Here is a 1,336-nt window from a genome sequence, read left to right as displayed (position 1 = left end):
CCGCCCAGCAGCTCCCGCGCCTCATCCTCGAAATCCAGCAGCCCGCCCGTCAACTGCTCCAGCAACTCCCCCACCGGCGACACCGCAGGCTTCGGCCTCGACCCCGACACCCGTGACCACTTCGACGGCGGCCGAAACCCATCCACCTCCCTGGCCAGCTGCGCCGCGAACGTGTCCACCTCCAGCAGCGCAGCCCGCACCGTTCCCCGGCACGTTCCGCACACCAGCGGCTCCCCCGGCCGCCAGCGAACCTCCGGAACCTCCGGCTCCTCCGGCGGCTCCCCCTTCTCCCCCTTGCGCACCCACTCGTCCACCAGATCCGCATGCTCATCACGAGCGGCCTCGAAAGCAGCCCACGCCCGCCGTGACCTGCCATTACACGGACCCACACAGGCGCCCCGAACCACCGACACCCCAGAAGCAAGACCAGACACGGCACCCCCGACCCGTCGAAGAACCCCCACAACACTACAAGATCAACTCGTTTGCGCAGATACCAAGCCGAATGCAGCCCTGGCAGGCCCCGAACCGGGGTACCCCCGGGGGCGCGAAAGCGCCGGACCGATCGAACGGTCCGGCGCTGGTCGGCGCGTCGGCGCTACACGCGAACACCTACGCGCGCCGCAAGCTTGCGCGCGCGGTCGCTGATCAACGGCATGTCCTCGTGCTTCTCCTTCGCACATGCGCTGCGGAGCAACTGCAACAGGTAGAGCGCTGCGGACACGTACTGTCGCGCCTCCGGCTCGTCGTGGTGCAGGGCGCGCTGCTCGGCGGCGTTGAGATCAACGGGACTCCAGCCGACCAGGACACGGCCGGAAACGGTGATGTCCGCAGAGACGGCGAGCGTTACGCCGTGCTTGGCCAGGACTGCGCCCAGGACCGTGGACACGTGCTTGGCGCTGGCAAGGATGTCACGCGACTTGGCCTCGCTCGTGACCAGCCGCACCGCGCCTAGCGGTGCCTCGAACCTGTACAGGTTGTGGTCACCGAGCGTGTACCCGGCCCACGTGAAACGGGGCGACGGGCCGATGACCAGGAACGTACGACCCCGGTGCTTCAGGATTTCGCCGTGGTAGATGACCTGCGTTCCGGTCGGCAGGTAGGCGTCTAGGGCGTTGGTGGCCTCGCGCACAAACTTGGCCGTTCCTCGCTCGATGATGCTGCCAAGCTGGCACGGAACCCCCTCCGTGCTGCACACGCGGCACGTGCGCTTGTGCTCAATGTGGGACTTCAGCGCGTTGTGCGCGTGGTTGCGGGCGGCTTCGGCGCGCTCTCGGCTGATCATGGCTAGGGCCTCCGTGGCGGTCGTGGTGTCGGTCGGGGGTCGGGGTGGGGC

Annotated in this window: 2 protein-coding genes; both read right to left on the bottom strand. The window is 68.3% G+C overall.

Annotated features, from left to right (window positions below; all coding sequences use genetic code 11):
* Window positions 1–314 (bottom strand): hypothetical protein (locus EJK15_RS69400; protein WP_138720939.1); only part of this gene is annotated, 314 nt, incomplete at its 3' end.
* A 284-nt stretch (window positions 315–598) separates the two neighbouring features.
* A partial coding sequence (locus EJK15_RS69395; protein WP_206062379.1) for a hypothetical protein occupies window positions 599–1,336 on the bottom strand: 738 nt, incomplete at its 5' end.

This window comes from Nonomuraea basaltis, from assembly GCF_005893125.1.
Lineage (GTDB): Bacteria > Actinomycetota > Actinomycetes > Streptosporangiales > Streptosporangiaceae > Nonomuraea > Nonomuraea basaltis.
This window is presented reverse-complemented; position numbering and strand designations above follow the sequence as displayed.